18 protein-coding genes are annotated in these 20,688 nt (G+C 48.9%); 6 read left to right on the plus strand and 12 right to left on the minus strand.

Annotated elements, in window-relative coordinates; all coding sequences use genetic code 11:
• Positions 1-9: 9 nt before the first annotated feature.
• The gene (locus ACPYIV_RS00100; protein ID WP_425884919.1) at positions 10-1,089 is read right to left on the minus strand and encodes a 6-bladed beta-propeller; all 1,080 of its coding nucleotides are present in this window, start codon (positions 1,087-1,089) and stop codon (positions 10-12) included.
• Between the two features lie 419 nt (positions 1,090-1,508).
• Between ACPYIV_RS00100 and ACPYIV_RS00105 the strand changes: the two genes are divergently transcribed.
• The 3 genes from ACPYIV_RS00105 (at position 1,509) to ACPYIV_RS00115 (ending at position 5,745) form a co-directional block, all read left to right on the plus strand.
• Positions 1,509-3,173: an AMP-binding protein gene (locus ACPYIV_RS00105; protein WP_293732048.1), complete on the plus strand. Its 1,665-nt coding sequence runs from the start codon at positions 1,509-1,511 to the stop codon at positions 3,171-3,173.
• A 156-nt stretch (positions 3,174-3,329) separates the two neighbouring features.
• Positions 3,330-3,560 (plus strand): hypothetical protein, encoded by a 231-nt coding sequence (locus tag ACPYIV_RS00110; RefSeq protein ID WP_425884921.1) that lies wholly within the window; start codon positions 3,330-3,332, stop codon positions 3,558-3,560.
• A gap of 85 nt (positions 3,561-3,645) precedes the next feature.
• Positions 3,646-5,745: a TonB-dependent receptor domain-containing protein gene (locus ACPYIV_RS00115; RefSeq protein ID WP_425884923.1), complete on the plus strand. Its 2,100-nt coding sequence runs from the start codon at positions 3,646-3,648 to the stop codon at positions 5,743-5,745.
• Between the two features lie 11 nt (positions 5,746-5,756).
• Here the strand turns inward: ACPYIV_RS00115 and ACPYIV_RS00120 are convergent, their stop codons facing one another.
• The 10 genes from ACPYIV_RS00120 to ACPYIV_RS00165 form a co-directional block, all read right to left on the minus strand.
• On the minus strand, positions 5,757-7,052 hold the full coding sequence (locus ACPYIV_RS00120) for an NAD(P)/FAD-dependent oxidoreductase (protein WP_293739678.1): 1,296 nt from the start codon (positions 7,050-7,052) through the stop codon (positions 5,757-5,759).
• 181 nt (positions 7,053-7,233) lie between these two features.
• Positions 7,234-8,223, minus strand: coding sequence for an FAD:protein FMN transferase (locus ACPYIV_RS00125; protein WP_425884926.1), 990 nt, complete (start codon positions 8,221-8,223; stop codon positions 7,234-7,236).
• Between the two features lie 142 nt (positions 8,224-8,365).
• Positions 8,366-9,322, minus strand: a complete 957-nt coding sequence (locus ACPYIV_RS00130; protein ID WP_293739676.1) for an acetylornithine carbamoyltransferase — start codon at positions 9,320-9,322, stop codon at positions 8,366-8,368.
• A gap of 60 nt (positions 9,323-9,382) precedes the next feature.
• Positions 9,383-9,568, minus strand: coding sequence for a hypothetical protein (locus tag ACPYIV_RS00135; protein WP_293739675.1), 186 nt, complete (start codon positions 9,566-9,568; stop codon positions 9,383-9,385).
• A gap of 179 nt (positions 9,569-9,747) precedes the next feature.
• A complete protein-coding gene (locus ACPYIV_RS00140; protein ID WP_425884928.1) occupies positions 9,748-10,992 on the minus strand; it encodes a glutamate-5-semialdehyde dehydrogenase in 1,245 nt (414 codons plus the stop codon).
• Positions 10,993-11,008: 16 nt separating this feature from the next.
• A complete protein-coding gene (locus tag ACPYIV_RS00145) occupies positions 11,009-11,425 on the minus strand; it encodes a hypothetical protein (RefSeq protein WP_293732040.1) in 417 nt (138 codons plus the stop codon).
• Between the two features lie 15 nt (positions 11,426-11,440).
• On the minus strand, positions 11,441-12,514 hold the full coding sequence (gene proB, locus ACPYIV_RS00150) for a glutamate 5-kinase (protein WP_301704673.1): 1,074 nt from the start codon (positions 12,512-12,514) through the stop codon (positions 11,441-11,443).
• Positions 12,511-14,166 carry an AMP-binding protein gene (locus ACPYIV_RS00155; RefSeq protein WP_293732038.1) on the minus strand — a complete coding sequence of 552 codons (1,656 nt, stop codon included), beginning with the start codon at positions 14,164-14,166 and terminating at the stop codon, positions 12,511-12,513. Before ACPYIV_RS00155 ends, proB begins: the two co-directional genes overlap by 4 nt.
• Before the next feature lie 53 nt (positions 14,167-14,219).
• Positions 14,220-14,774 carry a helix-turn-helix domain-containing protein gene (locus ACPYIV_RS00160; RefSeq protein ID WP_293732037.1) on the minus strand — a complete coding sequence of 185 codons (555 nt, stop codon included), beginning with the start codon at positions 14,772-14,774 and terminating at the stop codon, positions 14,220-14,222.
• 293 nt (positions 14,775-15,067) lie between these two features.
• A complete protein-coding gene (locus tag ACPYIV_RS00165) occupies positions 15,068-15,256 on the minus strand; it encodes a ferredoxin (RefSeq protein ID WP_005637036.1) in 189 nt (62 codons plus the stop codon).
• A 197-nt stretch (positions 15,257-15,453) separates the two neighbouring features.
• Here ACPYIV_RS00165 and pruA point away from each other — a divergent pair, with 197 nt between their 5' ends.
• Entirely contained in the window at positions 15,454-17,085 is a 1,632-nt protein-coding gene (pruA, locus tag ACPYIV_RS00170; protein WP_425884932.1) for an L-glutamate gamma-semialdehyde dehydrogenase, read from the plus strand.
• A 145-nt stretch (positions 17,086-17,230) separates the two neighbouring features.
• Entirely contained in the window at positions 17,231-18,406 is a 1,176-nt protein-coding gene (locus tag ACPYIV_RS00175; protein ID WP_293732036.1) for a proline dehydrogenase family protein, read from the plus strand.
• A gap of 67 nt (positions 18,407-18,473) precedes the next feature.
• Here the strand turns inward: ACPYIV_RS00175 and proC are convergent, their stop codons facing one another.
• On the minus strand, positions 18,474-19,280 hold the full coding sequence (proC, locus tag ACPYIV_RS00180; RefSeq protein ID WP_293732035.1) for a pyrroline-5-carboxylate reductase: 807 nt from the start codon (positions 19,278-19,280) through the stop codon (positions 18,474-18,476).
• 123 nt (positions 19,281-19,403) lie between these two features.
• On the opposite strand from proC, the gene ACPYIV_RS00185 reads away from it, so the two are divergent.
• Positions 19,404-20,621, plus strand: coding sequence for an aminopeptidase C (locus ACPYIV_RS00185; protein WP_293732034.1), 1,218 nt, complete (start codon positions 19,404-19,406; stop codon positions 20,619-20,621).
• Positions 20,622-20,688: the final 67 nt, after the last annotated feature.

Here is a 20,688-nt window from a genome sequence, read left to right on the forward strand (position 1 = left end):
ATCGCTTGCTTAACGTTCTGCCAGAATAATGACCGGGTTCTCGTCGTTCTCTTGTACTTCATAGCCTATCAGGTAGCGTCCGTCTTCGGAGGTGAAGCGGGGAACGAACGTATTCCCTTCCTTGAACTCGAACGTGTGACCGGGATAGGGCAACCTGACGCTTTCCACTTTCTCCTCTTTTTCATCGTAGCCGATCAGATAGGAGTTGCTGTTCAGGTTGGCTGTCAGGTACAATTTGTTATTGCTGTTCCCTACGACATTGATCTGTGCCGCATTTTTCTCCTTGAACAGGCTATTGCGCGGGTCTTGCAACCGGTAGCGTCCCCCTTCTTCCAACTTGTATTTTCCTGCATCCACCACCCAGCGTGGGATAATCGTGTTCTCTTTCGTGATCCGGAAGATCGTGTCGTTGAACATCTCCTTCACATAGTTGCCGGACGGGGAGGAGAATACTTTGCATTCGTTATAGAACACCATCGTGATTTCCCCCGGCTCGAAGCTCCGGGCATACGGGATCGAATCCAGCACGGTCGAGTCGCGGAACAGATACATCCGTATCGGTTCTTTTCCTGAAATGTTCTGGACGTATCCGATATTGCGCCCGTCGGGCAGGGGAAGCACTTCCCTGATGTTTTTATTTTGGGGGACGGGTGTTGTCCGTTTCCATTTGCCGTCCCATCCGTATGTCTTGATCCATTTGTTGTTGTCGTCGATATGGATGCCTTCGGGGCCGACCCACGGATTACCAGCGGATATATATTCTTCCGGTCCTTCGCCTTTGGTACCGATCGTCCGGATAAATTTTCCTTCCGGGTTGAAGAGGTATATTTTATTGTTGTTGAAGACAAGCAGCTTATCCTGGTAGTAGACAATCTGCGGTATGTACCCGGTCAACAACACGGAGTCGCTCGTTTCCAACGGGATGAAACGTACGTCCTTCGCCCATTCGTCCAGTTTTATTTCGGTTGGCTCTCTATCGAAAACGGGGGCTATATTGATTGTTTGGCAGACCGTATCGTCCGCCTCTTGTCTATTTGAATTCTGGCAACCAGCCAATATTCCGCATAGTAGTAATATCCATTTATTCATATATCATATTATTAGGCTGCCGAAAGATAGGGAAAATTTTGTTTATTTGGGAGTTATAGATCATCATTTCAGGACAATCACACCCAATTCAGCAACAACAATTTCTTGCATCTATGGAGAGAAAGAATTTTTCGTTCCGAATAATTCTTTCTTAAATGCCTACTAATTCTGTAATCGGTGCCAGCGATTATATAGTCACAGGCACTGATTATATAATTGCTGGCACTGATTATGTAATCACAGTCACTGATTATAGAATTAGTAGGCACTCTTATCTTTTTATGTCTATGTAGATAAGTTTTCTTGTAGCGGGGATGCATTGTTCCTTATATTTTGTTGTAAGGGTTAAACTCTGGCTATCTGTTGTGTATTTGTCGGATAGTCTGTATTTTTGTCCAAATTATAATTCAGTGTGCGATATGATACAAGAGAATTTTATCAAAATATATGAGGAAAGTTTCAAGAAGAACTGGGAACTGCCTGCCTTGACGGATTACAGCAAAGGGACGACCTTTTCTTTTGCCGATGTAGCGAAAGAGATTGCCCGTATCCACATATTATTTGAAGAATGCCAGATACGGCGGGGGGATAAGATTGCTCTGATCGGGAAAGACAGTGCCCGTTGGTGCATTGTTTATATGGCCGCTGTTACATACGGGGCGATTATCGTGCCTATCCTGCAAGACTTCAGTCCGAACGATGTGCACCATATTATCAACCATTCCGAATCGGTTTTCCTTTTTGTTAGCGATCGTATCTGGGATACGCTGGAAGAAGAAATGATCGAGGACGTACGTGGCGTCTTTTCGCTATCCGATTTCCGTTGCCTGCATCAGCGCGATGGTGAAAGCATCCAAAAGCTCCTGAAAGGGATGGATGAGAAGATGGCGGAGAAGTACCCGGACGGTTTCGGTAAGGACGATATCAAATATGCGGAACTGGATAACGACAAGGTGGTCCTGCTCAACTATACTTCCGGCACGACCGGATTCAGCAAAGGCGTCATGCTTACCGGAAACAACCTGGCGGGGAATGTGATGTACGGCATCGGGCTTGGCGTATTGTACAGGGGGGAACGCGAACTCTGTTTCTTGCCGTTGGCGCATGCCTATAGTTGTGCGTTCAATTTCTTAGTGCCGATGGCTGTCGGGGCGCATGTCTACCTGCTGGGTAAGGTGCCTTCTCCCAAAATCCTGTTGAAAGCCTTCGAAGAGGTGAAACCGAACCTGATCCTGACGGTTCCGTTGATCTTAGAGAAGATTTATAAGAAGATGATCCTGCCGCAACTTAGCAAAACGACGATGAAGGTGGCATTGAACATCCCGCTCTTGGACTCCCGTATCTATGCACAGATCCGGAAGAAGTTGGTGGATTCTTTTGGCGGACGTTTCCGTGAAGTGATCGTGGGAGGGGCTGCCATGAATGAAGAGGTGACGAATTTCCTCTATAAGATCAAATTCCCGTTCACGATCGGCTACGGCATGACGGAATGCGGACCGCTGATCAGCTATGACCATAATGACGAATATGTGCCCGGATCATGCGGCCAGATATTGAAAGGTATCATGAAGGTGCGCATCGACTCGGAAGATCCCTATAATAAGGTAGGGGAAATCCAGGTGAGCGGCGAAAATGTGATGAAAGGTTACTATAAGAACGAGGAAGCGACTTCCAATGTCTTTACGGAGGACGGCTGGTTGCGTACGGGTGACCTGGGAACGATCGACGCCGATAACCGTATTTATATCCGCGGCCGAAGCAAGACGATGATTTTGGGGGCGAGCGGACAGAATATATATCCGGAAGAGATCGAATCGAAACTGAACAACCTGCCGTTCGTTATGGAAAGCATCATAATCGAGAAGGACGGTAAGTTGGTGGGGCTTGTTTATCCGGATTATGATACGGTGGACGGCACGGGGGTTTCACACGAAGACCTTCCGATCATCATGGAGCAGAACCGGATCGAACTTAACAAACTTTTAGCTCCTTACGAGGCCGTCTCCGCCCTGCAATTGTATCCGACGGAATTTGAAAAGACGCCTAAGAAAAGTATTAAGCGTTACTTGTATAGCAACTACTAATCAATTTATCCGGTCTGTAAATCAGCTTGTTGCTACTCTTGTAGAAAATATTTTAAAAAAAAGTGCACTATGTTGTACAACATATTTGATTAATACATACATTTGCATCGTTTTAAGACAAGAAGATATTATAGACCGTTTAAATTAGAAAACAAAATGAAAAAGTTAGTTGCATTTGCTGCCGTTATCGCAGCTGTATCATTCGCATCTTGTGGCAACAAATCAGCAGAAAACACTGAAGTTGCAGAAACTGAAACAGAAGCTACAGTAGAAGAAGTTGTTGCCCCTGCTGAAGAAGCTACAACAGAAGAAGCTACAGTTGCTGAAGGTGATTCTACTGCTGTTGAAGCTCCGACTGCTGAAACTGAAGCTGCTCCTGCTGAATAATCATTCAGTAATCAGTAATGAGGACAGTCTGTATGCGTGTAACATACAGACTTTTTTTGTTTTTAAACCTATGTAATTTATGTATATGAAACGAACGCTATTACTCCTTCCGGCTATTGCTTGCTTGAGCCTGTCTGCTTTCGCACAGGTTCCTGTAGATAAAACTGTCTCCTTGCAGAGTGTTGAAATCCAGGGGAAACGCTTTGGCGGCCTGACCGGCGGTGAAGTGAAACGCCTGCAGGTGGACAGTAACCTGAGTGGCTTGACCGGGACGACAGCCGATGTATTCCGCCTATTGCCTTCCGTTGTGACGGATATCGAGGGAGGGATTACCTTTCGTGGTTCCAGCCATCCCGGTTTGTTGATTGACGGAGTGCCCTACGGGCTGATGGAAGAGTATAGCGGGGATATGCTGATCCAGCTTCCGGCGTTGTTCTTCGACCGGGTGTCGATGACGGCAACCCCTTCTATCGAGCTGGTGCCGGATGGGGATGCGGGAATCCTGAACTTGTCGTCCGCGGCTTATACGGCCGGCGACTCGCCGCTGGTCTTGACGTTGGGTACCGGATTCCAGGAACGCTATAATGTCGGTGCGGTCCTGAACCTGCATCCGGGTAAGTTCCATGTCGTCGGGAAATATAATTACCGTCGCGAATACCGTAAACGTACGTTCAGCAAGTCGACGGCGAATAAGGCCGGGACGACCGTCATGAACAACAACGCCGCAGCCCGTCCTGATGTGCATCTGGCCGACCTGAGTGTCGGGTACGACCTGACGGCGAATGACCTGATCACGGTCTACGGCTTGTACAGCTTGATGGACTACAGCCGCTACGGAAAGATTCATAACAATAAGTTGGTGGATGGGAACCTGCAACCGGTGATGTTCCGCCATCGTTATAATGACCAGCGACAGGAAGCGTATGCTGCCGAAGCCCGTTGGAGCCATGCCTTCGACAATCCTCAGGATCGTTTGAGCGTCGTATTCAATTACAATAATTTCGGGTATGACGAGGATAACGAATACAAGAACGAGAAACCGGAAACGGGTAAGATTATCGCCGAAGACAACTATTATGTCAATCAGGACAAGAATAATTATTACCTGTCTGCTATCTACGGCAAACTCTTTGCTGACGACTGGCGTTTGCGTGTAGGATATATCGGGCGTTTTAAGAATGAGAGCTATTATGCTTACGGGAACAAACTGGCTGCGGGAGAGTGGCAGTCCGACCCGCAGAAGGAAAATGAATATAACTTTAATCGCCGTACGAACTTGTTGCTGGCTGCTTTGGAAAAGAAGTGGGGCAGTTTCTATGCCGAAGCGGGCGTGCAAGGTGAACTGAACTGGCAAAAGATTGACACACGTTATAAGATTGATGATGTAGCCGAAAAGTACCCGATGGTAAAGAGCACTTCCCGTTTCCATCTCTTCCCCCGTTTGAAGTTGGGCTACCAGACGGATAAAGCCGGAGAGTTGGTATTGAGCTACGTGCAACGCGTAATCCGCCCTTACGGCAGTTACCTGAATGTGTTTACCGACCGTAGCGACGCTACGCATATCTGGAAAGGCAATCCGGATTTGAAAGACGAACTGATCCATTCGGTCGAATTGTCTTATTCGTATGCTACTTCTGCTTTCCGGTTCTCACCGAGCCTTTACTACCGGAATAAGAAGAACCGCATCATGGACAGGGTGGAGGATGCAGGTGAAAGCGGGACGATCTGGACAAAGGAGAATATCGGCCATAGCCAAACCTTCGGATTTGAACTGTCCGGAACCTGGCAACCGGTCCGTATGCTGTTGATCGGTTTATCCGGTGATATCTACCGGGATGAGATCGACGGGCGCACAATCGGTTATGATGAAAAGAAGTCGATGGTCTGCGGTGATGTCAAAGGATCTGTCAACATCAGCATCACCCCGACAACGGAGTTACAGCTCGATGGCTTTTATATCTCCGACCAGCTTACCCCGCAAGGGAAGATCAAGCACCGTTCCAGCGTCAACGCCGGTATCTCGCAATATTTCATGAACCGCAAGCTACGTGCCAACCTGAGCATCAATAACATCTTCAACGGCCTCGAAGAAACAACGATCGTCGATACAAAAGACCTGCAAATGACACAGATCCGCAATCGCGACGCACAGGTGACTTGGGTGACGCTGACGTATAACCTGTAAGTCGCCGGTATTTATCCCTCTTGTTTGTTCCGCTCTTTCTTCGGGATGAACAGGATTAAGCGTATGGACTGGTCGTAGGTGAAGTAGCTCCATACCCATTCGATCAGGACCATGATCTTGTTCTTTACTCCCAGGATGGAACGCAGGTGTACGCCCATCCAGACCAGCCAGGCGATAAAGCCGTGCAACTTTACCTTATGGAGGTCGGCGACAGCTTTGTTACGGCCGACGGTTGCCAATGTTCCGAGGTTTTTATAATGGAAAGGTTTCATCGGTTCACCCTTTTCCATGCGTTTCAGGTTGTCGGCAAGCAGGAGACCTTGCTGGATGGCGACCTGGGCAACCTGCGGATGGCCGTTCGGATAGTCGGTTTCCGTTTGTAGGCAGACATCGCCGATGGCGAATACATTTCCCGAACCGTGCAGTTGGTTGTATTCATTGACCAGGATACGTCCGCCCCGGCCTAATTCCTTATTGTCGATCTGCTCGAAGCGGGTGGCTGTTACGCCGCTTACCCAGACGACTGTTTTCGTTTCGATGGAAGAGTCGTCGTCTAATATGACTTTATCGTCTTTGTAATCGACCACCTTTTTTTGTAGCATGACTTTGACGCCCATCCCTTCCAGGAACCGCTTTGCGTTGTCCGACGCCTCTTCCGACATGGCGGCAAGCAGGTGGGGCGAACCTTCCACTAAGTAAATATTCATCTCCGATTGTTTCAGGTCTGGATAATCTTTAGGCAGGACGAAATGTTTCATCTCCGCCAGTACGCCCGATATCTCGACACCTGTAGCACCCCCGCCAACGATGACGACATTCATCAAGGCCTGCTTCTCTTGCGGATCGGTGCAGATCGTCGCTTTCTCGAAATTAGAGAGGAGCGTGTTGCGCAGGATAAGAGCCTCTTCGATAGTTTTCATCGGCAGCGTTTGTTTTTCGATAACCTCATTCCCGAAGAAGTTGGTGACTGTGCCGGAAGCGATTATTAGGTAATCATATTTCAGTTCTCCGATAGAGGTCAGTATCAGGTTCTTTTCCCGTACGATCGCTTTCACTTCGGCAAGCCGGAAAAAGAAGTCTTTCCGTTTTTGGAATATCTTGCGGAAAGGGAAGGAGATGGAACTCGATTCGAGCCCGGAAGAGGCTACCTGATAGAGTAATGGCGGGAACTGGTGATAGTTGTTCTTGTCAATCAATACGATTTGGAAATTACTACCCTTAAGTCTGTTGGCAAGCTTTAATCCTCCAAAGCCCCCGCCAATGATAACGACCCGTTTCTTATCTGTGCCTGCAATGTTGAACCCCATGCCATCAGTGTTTTATGCTTTAAGATAAAACAAATAACCCGGTAATAAGTTGCAGGAAAGCAGAGGGGGAGTGCATTGTTTCTCTTGTATTACAGGAGAATCGGTTTGTTACGATCATCGTAAACGGACTGTTTAGGGTATCGTAAGCGAGCTTTTACGCTCACCGTAAAAACGCATGCAGCTACTTTTGCAGGTATTGTGAGAAGCCGGGCGAATAATCAGTCTGAAACTTTCCGTTTTCATCCGAATAGATAAACATATATTCGATATCCGGTAGCTGCTCCTTTATTTTGCGGGTTTCTTCACGCCCCATTGCCATAAATGCGGTGGCATAGGCATCGGCAGTCATGCAGTCGGAAGCAATAACGGTGACGCTTCCGACTGGCTGGGCGGCAGGATAGCCGGTGAGCGGGTTAATCGTATGGGCGTATTTCTTGCCGTCTTTGATGTAGAAGTTACGGTAGTCCCCGGAAGTGGCAAGACCGAAACGGCCGCAGAGCTGTACAACTTCTTCTATTTCCTGGTTGATCCCCATCGAATCGTCGACCGGTTTATTGATGCCGAGATGCCAGCATTTACCTCTCTCATTGACTCCTTTGGTGGTAAATTCGCCGCCGATATCGACCATATAGTTTTGAATGCCTTTGCTTTCCAGCAGGCGGGCGATCACTTCGCAACTGCATCCGTCGCCTATAGACGAACAGTTCAGCATGATGCGCGGATCGTCTTTTATTATCCGTCGCCCTTCCAGACGGATTTTCTTATAGCCGACGAAGGTGCGGACACTGTCTATCATCCGAGGCGTGACACTGTCCATTTTACTGAATCCGAATCCCCAGAGGTTGATCAGCGGGGCGCTGGTAATATCGTAAATACCGTTTGTTTTGGCAGATACTTCCATCGCTTTGCGGAATACTTCGGCGAAGAGGGTATCAACTTCGATATCCTTGTTTCGGTTGACCTGCGAGATGATGGAAAGCGAGTCGAACGGATTGAGGGCATGGTAATACCGTTTCAGTTCGGCATGTATTTCGTCATCAAGAGGTTCGGTGTATTGGTAGCGAATCTTGTAAGGGGTGTGCAACCTCCCGCTCGTCTCGATGTATCGTAATGGTTTGTCACAACTGCCCAAGAGAAGCAGGGTGAAAAGGAAGAGTATGTTTGCTTTCATTTGAGTATGGAGTAATGGATATCTGAAGGACGCTGATTACGCTGACGGGTACAGACGGACGCAGGTATATTCCTCAAAGAATAAAAGTCTGCCTCCGTCTGCGTTTTTAGTGCGATCTGCGTCCTCTGGATGGACGTGGTTCTTATTGCAACCCCATCAATATTTTCTTCAATACCGTCTGTGCCGATATTTCGCGGTTGGCGGCTTCGGGGATCACGATGCTCCGGGGGCTTTCGATCACGTCGTCCGTCACGATCATGTTGCGGCGGACAGGGAGGCAGTGCATGAAGTAGGCATCGTTTGTAAGTGCCATCTTTTCTGTGTCGACGGTCCAACTGCGGTCCATGTTGAGGACCTTGCCGTAGTTTGGATCGGCATAGGCCGCCCAGTTCTTGGCATAGATAAAGTCCGCCCCTTCGAACGCCTTCTTCTGGTCGTATTCCACACGGGCGTTTCCGACGAAGCGCGGGTCCAGTTCGTAGCCTTCCGGATGGGTGATGACGAACTCATAGTCTGTCGCGTTCATCCATTCGGCGAAACTGTTCGGAACAGCCTGTGGGAGCGATTTGGGATGCGGCGCCCAGGTCATAACCACCTTCGGGCGGTCTGTCTTCTTGTACTCCTCGATGGTGATCAGGTCGGCGAAACTCTGCAACGGGTGGCGGGTAGCCGCCTCCATACTGAATACCGGACGGCCGGAGTGTTGGATGAACTGGTTCAATATCTTTTCATTGTAATCGTCTTCCTTGCTTTCGAAACGGGCAAAGGAACGTACGCCGATCACGTCGCAATAACAGCCCATCACCGGAACCGCCTCTAAGAGATGTTCAGGCCTGTCGCCATCCATGATCACGCCGCGTTCGGTTTCTAATTTCCAGGCACCCTGGTTCACGTCGAGCACCATCGTGTTCATGCCTAAATTCATGGCTGCCTTCTGGGTGGAGAGGCGGGTACGGAGGCTGGAGTTGAAAAATATCATTAATAACGTCTTGTTCTTACCCAGTTCGGTAAACTGGTAACGGTCTTTCTTTATCTCGAAAGCCTCGGCGAGCGCCTTTTTGAGGTCGCCCAAGTCCTGTACACAAGTGAAGTTTCTCATATTATGCTGTTTAGTAGTGAGACGCAAATGTAGACATTTTCACGGAAAGTGCAAAGCGCTTTAGAACAGGATATCTACCTCCATATTGCTGATCCATTCCACCGGACGGCCTGCCACCTTGTTGCAACTGACGGCAAACTTCAATGGCAGGATGATCCCCAGCGGGATACGCAGACAGCCCGGCATATTGAAGTTGTGCACGCCGATCAGCGAACCTAACTGTATTCCCAGCGAAGGAGCCACCATGAAACGCGTCTCTGCGTTCGAACGGTGTCACGGTTGCCAACTTGACCGGCCGTGGTCCGGTTTCTTCAGGAGCCGGTTGCCGGCATCCGCCGAGAAAGGAAATTCATTTCTGCATTGGCGGTCGGTAGCCCGGCTATCCTGACGGTGATATTCTCCGTTACGTCGTGGATGATCTGGCACTACTTTCGTATCTGCCCGTCTCCTTCGATAATGTACTTGTAGGTCGTCAGTTCCGGCAGAGCCATCGGGCCGCGGGCGTGGAGCTTTTGTGTGCTGATACCTATTTCTGCTCCGAAACCGAACTGTGCCCCGTCGGTGAAAGCCGTAGATACATTGGCGTAGACGCAGGCGGCATCGACCAGTTGCTGGAATCGGCGGATGGCTTCCGTTGATTCGCTGACGATGCTTTCGCTGTGTTTCGAGCTGTAGCGGGCGATATGTTGCAGGGCTTCATCCAAAGAGGAGACCGTGCGGACCGCCATCTTGTAGTCTAAGAACTCGGTGCCGAAGCTGTCTGCCGTAGCGGGCTGGAGCAAAGCGGCGGGATAGCTGCCCGACAGGGCGGCAAAGGCGGGTTCGTCGGCATAGATAACGACGTTGCTTCCTGACAGTTTGCCGCACAGATAAGGCAGGTCGTCCAACCGGTCGCGATGGACGATCAGGCAGTCTAAGGCGTTGCAGACGCTGACGCGGCGTGTCTTGGCATTGTTGACGATCTCGCGTCCTTTCTCTTTGTCGCCGTCCTTGTCGAAATAGGTGTGGCAGATGCCGGCGCCCGTCTCGATGACCGGCACGCGGGCATGGTCGCGGACGAAATTGATCAGCGAACTGCTGCCCCGGGGAATGATAAGGTCCACTAAGCCGACGGCGTTCAGCAGTTCGGTCGTCGCTTCGCGGTCGGGCGGCAGGAGCGTGCAGACGGCGGGATCGACTCCTTGTTTCGCCAGTACGTCGTGGATGATCGCCACTAAGGCGCGGTTGGAGCTGTCGGCATCCGAACCGCCTTTCAGCACGCAGGCGTTCCCGCTCTTGAAGCAGAGGGAGAAGACGTCGAAAGTGACGTTCGGGCGCGCTTCGTAGATGACGCCGATCACGCCGAAGGGAACAGTCACTTTCCGGATCACCATGCCGTTCGGGCGTATCGTTTCGCTTAACAGTTTCCCAAGCGGCGACGGTAGGGAGGCGACGTTTTTCATGTCTCCGGCAATGCCTGCGAGGCGTTCTTCCGTCAGTCTCAGGCGGTCGTATTTCGGATTCGCAGGGTCCATGCGCTGCAAGTCTTCTGCGTTGGCAGCCAGGACTTCCGCTTGGCGCGACAGCAAAGCCGAAGCCGTGTCGGTGAGGATGCGGTTGATGATGGCATCGTCCAGCGTGACTAACTGGCGCGAAGCGGCGAGGGTTTGTTGCAGTAATTCGTTTATCATGGTCGTATGCTCCTTGTTACTTTTCGTAGCTCTGTATATATTTCGGATGGACGGCATCCTTCCCTAACACTAAGCAAAGCCCGATGACGAAGCTCACGCCCCAGTTGATAAGCTGGCCGCTACCTAACGGATGTCCGAACAGGAGGAAGCCGTTGACAAGGCCGCTCGCCAGGAAGAGCAGGAGGCTCGCCCAGCAGAATGCGTAGTTCGATACAAGCCTGCGTATCGTCAGGCTGACGGCGGAGATGACAAGCAGGAGACATACCGCAATCAGGCTGTAGGCTGCTATTTTCAACTCGGCAGGCGAAGCTGTGACGGGTAGTCCCAAGTTCACTTTATCCCCGTGTGTCAGGAGAGTGACGCCTCCCATGCCTCTAAGTAGTCCAACTACAATCATCAGGACTGATGCGAATGATAACCAATACTTCTTCATACTCTCTTCTATTTATTAATCCAGATACAAATAATCGTAATGTACCAACGGCTTCTTATCCCGGCTACCGATCAGTTCCCGTGCTTCCGTACTGTCGTAACCTGCGCATCCGACGCCTAACTGGGTGCCTTCCTCGTTGATGATCTTGACGATGTCGTCTTTCTCGAAGTCGCCTATGATCCGGGTCACGCCGACCAACAGGATACTGGTTGCCTTTGGGCCTAACAACGCCTCTTCCGCCCCCCCGTTGATGTGTATCTCGCCTTTGGCAAAGCCTTCGGAGTGGGCGATCCACTTCTTCACGCTACTGACAGGTCTGGCGGACGGGATGAAGCGCGTGCAGACAGTCCGGCTGTCTTTTGCGAGCAAGTCCGTCAGGATGTTGTCTTTCTTGCCGTTGGCGATGATGACCGTGATGCCTTCGTCTGCCACCTTCTGTGCAATGCTGCATTTGGTTAGCATACCGCCGCGGCCGAACGAGGACTTGCTGGCTTGCACATATTCCGATAAGTCTTCCTTGCCTCCGTCTATTTCGCGGATGACCGTGGAGGACGGGTCGGACGGGTTGCCGTTATAGATTCCGTCGATGTTGCTCAGGATAATCAAGGCATCCATTCCCATCATGGTGGCGATCAGCCCGGATAGCTCGTCGTTGTCCGTGAACATCAATTCTGTAACCGATATCGTGTCGTTTTCGTTCACGATGGGAATCACTTTATTTTCGAGCATTACCTCCATGCAGTGTTTCTGGTTGAGGTAATGCGTGCGGCTGCCGAAGTTCTCCTTTGTGGTGAGCACCTGACCACAGGTCATACCATGTTCACGGAACAGCTCGTAATACCGGTTGATCAGTTTGGCTTGCCCGACAGCGGAATACAACTGGCGGGCGGAGACGGAGTCTAACTTTTTGCCGGCCTTTATCTCGCTGCGTCCCGAAGCGACCGCACCGGAGGAGATGAGGACGACCTCCACACCTTTGCGGTGCAGCTCGGCCACCTGATCCACTAAGGCGGACATCCGGGTAATATCCAACGTGCCATCCTTGCGGGTGAGCACGTTGCTACCTATCTTTACGGCAATACGTTTCATTTCTTGTCTTTATCTCGGATCTCGACACGACGTATCTTGCCGCTGATCGTCTTCGGTAGTTCGTCTACGAACTCGACGACACGCGGGTATTTGTACGGGGCCGTCACCTTTTTGACATGGTCCTGCAATTCCTTGATCAGGGCGTCGCCGGCTTTATCCTTGTAGTCTTTCGCCAGGACAATAGTCGCTTTTACCACCTGTCCGCGGATTTCGTCGGGAACACCTGTGATGGCACATTCGACGACCGCCGGGTGTGTCATCAGGGCGCTTTCCACTTCGAACGGGCCGATGCGGTAGCCGGAACTCTTGATCACATCGTCGGCACGGCCTACGAACCAGAGGTAGCCGTCTTCGTCACGCCAGGCGACATCGCCGGTGTAATACAGTCCGTCGTGCCATGCTTCGTGTGTACGTTCGGCATCCCGGTAATATTCTTTGAAGAGGCCGATCGGTTTGCCGTTTGTCGTGTGGATCACGATCTGTCCCTGTTCGCCGTCTTCCGCACGTGAACCGTCCGGGCGCAGCAGGTCTACATCGTACTGCGGATTGGGGACGCCCATCGAACCGGGCTTCGGTTCCATCCACGGGAAAGTGGCGACGGTCAGGGTCGTTTCCGTTTGCCCGAAACCTTCCATCAGCTTGATGCCGGTCAGTTTGTAGAACGTGTCGAATACGGCAGGGTTCAAGGCTTCACCGGCAATGGTGCAGTATTGGAGGGACGACAGGTCGTATTTCGTCAGGTCTTCGCGTATCAGGAAACGGAAGATCGTCGGAGGTGCGCACAACGACGTGATGTGGTAGTCCTGTATCATCTGCAACATATCGGCAGGCGTGAACTTCTCGTGGTCGTACACGAATACGGTCGCTCCCGCAATCCACTGTCCGTAGAGTTTTCCCCATACGGCTTTCCCCCAGCCGGTATCGGCGATAGTCAGGTGGAGGCTGTCTTTATGCAGGTTGTGCCAGAAACTTCCTGTCACGATATGCCCCAGCGGGTAGGTGAAATCGTGTGCAACCATCTTCGGGTTGCCGGTGGTGCCGGAAGTGAAATACATCAGTGATATGTCGTCGTTGCTGTTCGGATGTTCCGGACGTACGAACGGAGCTGCGCTTTCAAGGCCTTTGTGGAAATCCTCGAACCCTTCGGGAATTTCGGGGCCAACCGAAACGACGCTCTTTATAGAAGGTGAGTCGGGCAACGAGTCGATGATGTGCTTGGTGATCACTTCTTCGCCGGCACAGACGATCATCTTGATATCGGCGGCGTTTGCACGGTAGACGATGTCTTTCTTCGTCAGCAGGTGGGTGGCCGGGATCACTACCGCTCCCAATTTATGCAGTGCAATGATCGAGAACCAGAACTCATAACGGCGTTTCAATATCAGCATGACCATATCGCCGTGGCCGATCCCCAGCGACTGGAAATAGGCGGCTGTCCGGTCGGTATATTTCTTCAGGTCGGCAAAGGTAAAGTCGATATGTTCTCCCTGGTCGTTTGTCCAGCACAGCGCTTTCTTATCGGGCTCTTCTTCCGCCCATGCATCTACTACGTCATATCCGAAGTTGAAGTTCTCCGGAACTTTTATCTTGAAATTCTTTATAAAATCTTCCTGCGACTCAAAGGTCGTTTTGTCTATGAATCTTTCTAACATGATGGTAATTGTGAATTATGAATGATGAATTATGAATGATGAATCATAAATCATCACAGTATTATTGCCAGAAAACTGACCTTTTCTCCGTCGAGCGCTTTCATTCCGTGCGGCAGTTCGGAGTTGAAATAGATACTGTCGCCTTCTTCCAGTATCAGTTCTTTATTGTTGATTTGTAACAGCATGCGGCCTTTCAGTACCATATTATACTCTTGTCCGGGATGCGAGTTCAGGTAAATCGGTGTTTCGTCCGGAGTCGGATGGACGGTAACCATGAACGGGTCTGCTTTGCGTCCGGCAAAACCGGCGGCAAGCGACTGGTATTTATAGGCTTTGGTCCGTTCCACGGCAATACCTTTTCCCTTACGGGTAATAAAGTAGCTACTCATCTTTGGTTCGTCACCGAACATCAGCGTCGTCAGCTCTACACCGTAAGCCTGCGAAATCTGATGCAATACACTTACTGAAATATCTACAGTACCGCTTTCCAGCTTCATATACTGTTCGGGAGTCAGGTTGCAAACCCCGGCCATTTCTTCAGGTGTGATTTCCAATGCATCCCGAAGTCCGGCCAAACGCTCCGCAATTTGTTTTATCTGTTCGTTCATCTCCGTTGATTATTATATTTATGATGCGCCAAAGATAGGAATAAAAAGCAAAATGTCTAAGAAAAGAAGAATGTAATGTTATTTAGTTATTTGGAGGAGGAGGGGTGGGGTATGTTTTAAAGGTATTTACAGTTTCCTATAGGAGAAACGCCCGTTTCCCCGGCAGGAAATTCCCGTTTCCTGCGGAGGAAATTCCCGTTCCCCGCAAGGGGAACGGGCGTTTCTTCCGGTAGGAAACGGTAGGTTGCTGAATGATAGTTTATTAAATTTAGCGGAATCGTGCGAGAAAATACTTAATCGTATTTGATGACGCTAACCGGGCAACTTTCGGCAGCTTCTTTTATTCCTTCTTCATAATCATTGAAGTTTACTCCTTCATTTACACGTGAGCGGTCTGTAACCTGGAATACTTCAGGACAAATGCCTTCGCATGTACCGCAAGCGATACAATCTTCTTCTATCCAAACACTCTTTATAGCCATATCTTTTACATTTAAGATGATTAATATGTTAAGATAACAGCCCTATGGCTTGAATTGTTGATGTTGGACGGAAATATCCTGACGTTTTGATTTAAATTTAATTTAACGCTTCTGTCTCTTCTTTTAAAAAATTATTGATTATGTTTACGGCGCTGAAATAATCAGTCTTTGAACACTTAATAAATTTAAGATATACTATGGACAACGCACTTTTTAGTTTTCCCAAGCCTATCAATGAGCCGGTAAAAGCATACGCTCCCGGTTCAAGTGAAAAATCATCCTTGAAAAAGGCTCTTGCACAGCTTTCTTCTGAAGAATGGGATATCCCATTGGTTATCGGAGGTAAAGAAATCCGTACGGGTAATACCGGTAAAGTCGTGATGCCGCATGATCACCATCATGTATTGGCCACCTATCATAAAGCAGGAGAGAAAGAGGTGCAAATGGCTATCGATGCTGCCATGAAGGCGCATAAGGAATGGTCCGAACTCCCGTGGGTAGAACGCGCTTCGGTCATGTTGCGTGTAGCAGAATTGCTTTCCACCAAATATCGTTATATGTTGAATGCATCCGTTATGTTGGGACAGAGCAAGAATCCGTTCCAGGCTGAGATCGATGCACCTTGCGAATTGATCGACTTCCTTCGTTTCAGTACCTTCTATGCCAGCCAGATATATGCTGATCAGCCCTATTCGGAAACAGGTATCCTGAACCGGATGGAATACCGTGCTTTGGAAGGGTTTGTGTTCTCGCTCACGCCGTTCAACTTTACTTCTATCGCTTCCAATCTGAACATGGGTCCCGCTATGATGGGGAATGTGGCAGTCTGGAAACCGTCGACAACAGCTATCCATTCCAACTACTTCCTGATGAAAGTATTCCAGGAAGCCGGCTTGCCTGACGGCGTTGTCAACTTTATTCCGGGACAGGGAAGCGTGATCGGCAAGGTCGTAACAGCCAGCCGTGACTTAGGTGGTTTCCATTTCACCGGTTCAACTTCTACATTTAATACGTTGTGGCGCCAGATCGGTGAGAATCTGGGACATTATAAATCGTACCCGAAGATTGTCGGCGAGACAGGTGGCAAGAACTTTATCTTCGTTCATCCTTCTGCTCCGGCTTTGGATGTCGCAACGGCCATCGTTCGTGGTGCATTTGAATATCAGGGACAGAAATGTTCGGCTGGTTCACGTGCCTATATCCCTGCTTCACTCTGGAAAGAAGTGAAGGATTATGTCGGCGATATGCTGAAAGAAATCAAAATGGGAGATGTCCAGGACTTCACGAACTTTGTCAATGCGGTTATCGATGAAGCATCGTTCGACAACATCATGAGTTATATCAACTATGCAAAACAGTCTCCGGATGCAGAAATCGTTTTCGGTGGAAACGGTGACAAGTCTGTGGGTTACTTTGTCGAACCGACTGTTATCCAGACTACGGACCCGATGTTCAAGAGTATGGTGGAAGAAATCTTCGGTCCGGTTATCACGATCTACGTTTATGATGATAATAAATACGAAGAGACACTCGAACTTTGCGACCGCACATCTCCGTACGGTTTGACCGGTTCTATTTTTGCACGCGACCGTTATGCGATCGATCTGGCATTCAATAAACTGCGTTATGCTGCGGGTAACTTCTATATCAACGATAAACCGACCGGTGCTGTTATAGCCCAGCAGCCGTTTGGCGGCTCGCGTGCTTCCGGTACGAATGATAAGGCCGGCGGACCGTTGAACCTGATTCGCTGGACGAATGCCCGTTGTATCAAGGAGGCGTTAGTTTCGCCGACAAGCTATGGTTATCCGTTTCTTGGAGAAAAGTAATTAATTAAATAATGAGCCGATAATTAGAATGTGCCAATATGCCAATGAAAGAGTCTCTCTTATGAATTGGTGATTGGCACATTTTGTAAAACGGCATGCCGGCTCATTCTTTATATATGTTGACTGTCAACTAATATCAAATACCATGTTAGATTTTAATAATACCGAAATTGCTTTCTCTGCCAAATCGCAGTCTGAGCTGAAAAATGCTTATTTGCTGTTCAATACAATTAAGTATCCGTGGCTGGTGAAATGTGCCAGCGTAGCAAGTAATATTGCTTTGAATATCCATTTTCCGTTGGGGTGGGCTGTCAAGCCGACCTTGTATAAACAATTTGTCGGAGGTGAAACTTTGCAGGACTGTTCAAAAGCAATCGATCACCTGCGGAAGTTCAATGTGCGCTCCACCCTCGACTTCTCTGCCGAAGGCGAGCAAACGCCCGAAGGAATACAGGCAACTTTTGAGGAGACCATGCGTTCGATTGATTTTGCAAAGGGAAATGATAATCTGGCTTATGCCGTATTCAAACCTTCCACGATCATAACAGACGAACTTCTTGCCAAGGCTTCGGAAAAGCATGAGGAACTGACCATCGAAGAAGTAAGGGCGTATCGTGAATTCAAAGAACGCTTTATGGCTTTTTGCCAGCGTGCTTACGACAACGATGTGCGCCTGATTGTGGATGCGGAAGACTATTGTTTCCAGGATGCACTCGATGCCCTGACCGACGAGGCCATGCGTAAATACAATAAGAAACGCGCAATCGTATTTGCTACCTTGCAGATGTATCGCCATGACCGTATGCCGTACCTGCGCCGTATCTTGGATGATGCGAAAGAGAAAGGATATATTGCCGGTGTGAAATTCGTACGTGGTGCTTATATGGAAGCCGAACGTGCCCGGGCAGCCGCTTTGGGATATCCCGACCCGATCTGCAAGGACAAGCAGGCGACGGATGAGAACTATGACGCGGCAGTCCGTTTCACCATGGATCATCTCGAACATTTCGAAATGTTTATGGGAACGCATAACGAAGAGAGCAACTATAAACTGGCCAAGCTGATCGATGAAAAAGGCTTGAAGCGCGACGATCCCCGCATCTTTTTCGCCCAGCTATTGGGAATGAGCGATAATATCTCTTTTAACCTGGCCCATGAAGGTTATAACGTGACCAAATATGTGCCGTATGCCAAAGTGCGGGATGTTTTGCCTTATCTGATCCGCCGTGCCGAAGAAAACACTTCGGTTGCCGGACAAACCAGCCGTGAACTTCGTATGCTGAAGGCGGAACTGGACCGTCGGAAAGCTATGAAGAAATAGCAGTTTGAACCTCCAATAATGATATACCTGTTACTTTTGGATCAAGCCAAAAGTAACAGGTATATCATTATTTGCTTGCCTTCAATCCCCGGATAACGGAAGAGGTGAAGCCGGAAAGTTCCATTTCGTTCAGTCCCTTGATGGTGATACCTCCGGGAGTCGTTACCTTATCTATTTCCATTTCCGGATTGCTTTTGTTTTCCAGTAAGAGGTCGACAGCACCTTTCACCGTATGGACTACGATCTCCTGTGCCTGCTTCGGGTAAAAACCTAATTCCACACCGCCTTCGATAGCTGCACGGATATAACGCAGGGCGAATGCAATACCGCTCGAAGCCAAAGCCGTTCCGGCAGACATCAGGCGCTCTTCGACCAACATCGCATTCCCTAATTCGTTGAAGATATTAATGATCAGATCCGTTTGCTCTTTAGAGGCATTACGGGCGGCAACGAAAGTCATGCTGCTAAGCACTTCTATCGCCGTATTGGGCATGATACGGATGATGGTCGGAGTAGCCAGGCAGTCGTCGAATCCCGTATTTTTGGTCAGGTAGGTGTTCAGTTGATCGAATGTGATACCTGCGGCAACGGAAACGATTATTTGTTTGTCGTAGTTAAGTACGCCTTTGATTTGGTCGATGATTTCCTCAACACGCCAGGGCTTTACGGCAACAACGATAATGTCGGCACTTTTGACCGCCTCGACATTGTCGAGAGACAGGACAAAATCAGGATTTGTATTCCTCATTTTCTCCAGGGTCGCTTCCGATTGCGCCGTACAAGTGATGTCGGATGCTTTAAACATATGACCTTTTGCCAATCCCCGTGCTATGGCGCCCCCGATATTTCCGGCGCCGATAATTGTGATCTTCATTTTTTCTTATGTTACAGTTATTATGTCGGACAAAGATACTACTTAAGTTTTGTCTGTTGTCAATTAAAGCTGTATCTTTGTCTTTCAAAATTAATCAGATAACATAAATATAAATAGAATTACATGAAAAAGACAATTTTTGCAGTTGGTATGCTGTTCGCCATGACGATGTCTGCAACAATCAATGCCCAGGATTCAGAAAAGAAAGAAAATGAAGAAGGATTTGTGTTTACCACGGTAAAGGAGAACCCGATCACTTCGATCAAGAACCAGAATCGCGCCGGAACCTGCTGGTGCTATTCCACAATGGCATTCCTGGAATCGGAATTGCTCCGTATGGGAAAGGGTGAATATGATTTATCCGAAATGTTTACGGTTTATAACACCTATCTGGATCGTGCAGATGCAGCTGTGCGTACTCACGGAGATGTATCCTTTTCACAAGGAGGTTCTTTCTATGACGTGATGTATGGGATGGAGGCTTTCGGCCTGGTTCCGGAAGAGGAAATGCGCCCGGGTGTGATGTATGGCGATACATTGAGCAACCATACCGAACTCTCTGCTCTTACAGATGCGATGGTGGCTGCTATAGCCAAAGGCAAACTGCGTAAATTGCAGTCGGACGAAAACAACGCCATGTTATGGAAAAAGGCGGTTGCTGCCGTCCATGAGATCTATTTGGGAAAAGCCCCGGAGAAGTTTACTTATAAAGGCAAAGAATATACTCCGCAGTCTTTCTATAAATCTACCGGTTTGAATCCTTCCGACTATGTGTCTTTGACATCTTATACGCATCGTCCGTTCTACACCCAGTTCCCTCTCGAAATCCAGGATAACTGGCGTCACGGCACGTCTTACAACTTGCCAATCGACGAGCTGATGGAAGTGTTTGATAATGCTATTAACACCGGCTATACGATTGCCTGGGGTTCTGACGTGAGCGAATCCGGCTTTACCCGCGATGGTGTAGCTGTTATGCCTGATGATGACAAGATCCAGGAACTGAGTGGCTCCGACATGGCTCATTGGTTGAAATTAAAACCGGAAGAAAAGAAACTGAATACAAAGCCGCAGCCTCAGAAATGGTGTACACAGGCAGAACGTCAGTTAGCTTATGACAACTACGAAACGACCGATGATCACGGTATGCAGATATACGGTATTGCAAAAGATCAGGAAGGCAACGAATACTACATGGTGAAGAACTCTTGGGGTACAGCCAACAAATATGAAGGCATCTGGTACGCATCCAAAGCCTTTGTCCGTTACAAAACCATGAACATCGTTGTTCACAAAGATGCTCTTCCTAAAGCTATCAAATCAAAGTTAGGAATCAAATAAATTGAAAAAGAAAATAAGGTATTTTCAATTATCAATTAAAAAGAGGCTACCCCACAGTAGGATTGGG

The organism is Parabacteroides vesiculifaciens, assembly GCF_049860805.1.
GTDB lineage: Bacteria > Bacteroidota > Bacteroidia > Bacteroidales > Tannerellaceae > Parabacteroides.

Coding starts and splice junctions, on each gene's coding strand:
- ACPYIV_RS00100 (WP_425884919.1), bottom strand. CDS start 1,089: ATGAATAAATGGATATTACTACTATGCGGAATATTGGCTGGTTGCCAG.
- ACPYIV_RS00105 (WP_293732048.1), top strand. CDS start 1,509: ATGATACAAGAGAATTTTATCAAAATATATGAGGAAAGTTTCAAGAAG.
- ACPYIV_RS00110 (WP_425884921.1), top strand. CDS start 3,330: ATGAAAAAGTTAGTTGCATTTGCTGCCGTTATCGCAGCTGTATCATTC.
- ACPYIV_RS00115 (WP_425884923.1), top strand. CDS start 3,646: ATGAAACGAACGCTATTACTCCTTCCGGCTATTGCTTGCTTGAGCCTG.
- ACPYIV_RS00120 (WP_293739678.1), bottom strand. CDS start 7,052: ATGGGGTTCAACATTGCAGGCACAGATAAGAAACGGGTCGTTATCATT.
- ACPYIV_RS00125 (WP_425884926.1), bottom strand. CDS start 8,223: ATGAAAGCAAACATACTCTTCCTTTTCACCCTGCTTCTCTTGGGCAGT.
- ACPYIV_RS00130 (WP_293739676.1), bottom strand. CDS start 9,322: ATGAGAAACTTCACTTGTGTACAGGACTTGGGCGACCTCAAAAAGGCG.
- ACPYIV_RS00135 (WP_293739675.1), bottom strand. CDS start 9,568: ATGGTGGCTCCTTCGCTGGGAATACAGTTAGGTTCGCTGATCGGCGTG.
- ACPYIV_RS00140 (WP_425884928.1), bottom strand. CDS start 10,992: ATGATAAACGAATTACTGCAACAAACCCTCGCCGCTTCGCGCCAGTTA.
- ACPYIV_RS00145 (WP_293732040.1), bottom strand. CDS start 11,425: ATGAAGAAGTATTGGTTATCATTCGCATCAGTCCTGATGATTGTAGTT.
- proB (WP_301704673.1), bottom strand. CDS start 12,514: ATGAAACGTATTGCCGTAAAGATAGGTAGCAACGTGCTCACCCGCAAG.
- ACPYIV_RS00155 (WP_293732038.1), bottom strand. CDS start 14,166: ATGTTAGAAAGATTCATAGACAAAACGACCTTTGAGTCGCAGGAAGAT.
- ACPYIV_RS00160 (WP_293732037.1), bottom strand. CDS start 14,774: ATGAACGAACAGATAAAACAAATTGCGGAGCGTTTGGCCGGACTTCGG.
- ACPYIV_RS00165 (WP_005637036.1), bottom strand. CDS start 15,256: ATGGCTATAAAGAGTGTTTGGATAGAAGAAGATTGTATCGCTTGCGGT.
- pruA (WP_425884932.1), top strand. CDS start 15,454: ATGGACAACGCACTTTTTAGTTTTCCCAAGCCTATCAATGAGCCGGTA.
- ACPYIV_RS00175 (WP_293732036.1), top strand. CDS start 17,231: ATGTTAGATTTTAATAATACCGAAATTGCTTTCTCTGCCAAATCGCAG.
- proC (WP_293732035.1), bottom strand. CDS start 19,280: ATGAAGATCACAATTATCGGCGCCGGAAATATCGGGGGCGCCATAGCA.
- ACPYIV_RS00185 (WP_293732034.1), top strand. CDS start 19,404: ATGAAAAAGACAATTTTTGCAGTTGGTATGCTGTTCGCCATGACGATG.